This is a genomic window from Vibrio ordalii ATCC 33509, assembly GCA_000257205.1.
GTDB classification, from domain to species: Bacteria; Pseudomonadota; Gammaproteobacteria; order Enterobacterales; family Vibrionaceae; genus Vibrio; species Vibrio ordalii.
On record AEZC01000014.1, the window covers coordinates 1 to 1,400 of the forward strand.

Here is a 1,400-nt window from a genome sequence, read left to right on the forward strand (position 1 = left end):
GATTCTGTCTCGCTGGTAAATAATTTGTCCGAAGCATCGATTGCTGAGCACGGTATGGATCATTATGTACCTAACTTATGGCAACAGCTGTTTGCTTTGAGTAATGAAAGTTTAATGACGCATTATCAAAAAGCGATATCAGCTCTCGATCAAGAAATTGCTATTTTACAGCAAAATTATCTCACCGTTAAACAAACTTGGGCTCGATCTATCGGAGATGGCACACCTGCTATGGGAATTGGACGTTTGATGAGCGAGATGAATTCTATAAATAAGTTAATAGAGAACCGTAATCAGATTAGAGGTGAACTAAAGCAGATAGTCTCTGATCCTCAGCGCTTACCTTTAGCAAAACTATTAATAGCGCAGCAAACATTACCTGATGAAATTAAGGAACAACTGCAATGAAGTTATTGAATAGCCTCACAAGGAAAAAAAGAATATCAATTATTGTATTGTTCATTGTATTAGTTTTCCTTGGTTATGATTACTACCAAAGCACTCAGCCGAATATTTGGGGCGATGAACCTGATGAATCCTATATTAAGATTACAGGTAAAAAACCTAAGGATGCCAAAGTCGATGCTTGGGCAAGATGGGGGGCTAGTGGGGATGAGTGTAAAGCACGAACTTTCAGCTTTTCTAATGTGAAATGGTCAAAGGGGGCAAATGTAGATTTGCATGTTACACATGATTTTTCTACGGATCCTAGTCGATACGAGTTAAGAATTCCCTATCAGAAATATCATGATGCATTAAACTGTGATGTTATACTCGGAGATATTGTAGTTCAAGCGTATAACGGATATGGTTCTGCTGGTTTTGCTCAACTTCGGATTTCACCTGCCGGTAAAGAGTATTATAATCGACCAATTGATTTTAAATTCTCAATTGCAGCAAAAGATTGTGAGCCTTATTATTCTGAGAAATTCAACAGATGGACGAAAGGTTTCGGGTGTTATTATTATGTTGATGAAAAGATGAAAAGCCAAGACCAAGAATTCAACGCCTACGACGTCTACTACGATTTCTCGAAATTCAATAACGACACTGTGATTCATTACGATATTTTAGCCGGTGAGAATTACCGCTCTGAACCGTTAGATAAAGAGAAAGGGCCGCAATAGTGAAATTTATCGCTAATACTAATAGGAAAAAAAGAATATCAATTATTGTACTATTCATCGCATTATTTTTCCTTGGGTCTGATTATTACCAGACTTCTCAACCGAATATTTTGGGTGATGAACCTGATGAGTCCTATATTACTATATCAGGCAAAAAGCCTATAGATGCTTATTTAGAAGTTTGGACTCATTTTTGGGTGACAGGAGATGAGTGCGAGGCTTATTCCTACGATTTATTTGGTCAAAAATCCCATAAAGGAGGAAAGATAAGCC

The 1,400-nt window shown here is 37.4% G+C and carries 1 protein-coding gene and 2 pseudogenes; all 3 read left to right on the plus strand.

Annotated elements, in window-relative coordinates; genetic code table 11:
* A pseudogene (locus VOR_RS16530) lies at positions 1-408 on the plus strand (lipase); the annotation flags it as partial.
* Positions 405-1,127, plus strand: coding sequence for a hypothetical protein (locus tag VOR_RS0101110; protein WP_010317318.1), 723 nt, complete (start codon positions 405-407; stop codon positions 1,125-1,127). The pseudogene VOR_RS16530 and the gene VOR_RS0101110, both read left to right, overlap by 4 nt.
* Positions 1,127-1,400, plus strand: a pseudogene (locus VOR_RS0101115) (hypothetical protein); the annotation flags it as partial. The gene VOR_RS0101110 and the pseudogene VOR_RS0101115, both read left to right, overlap by 1 nt.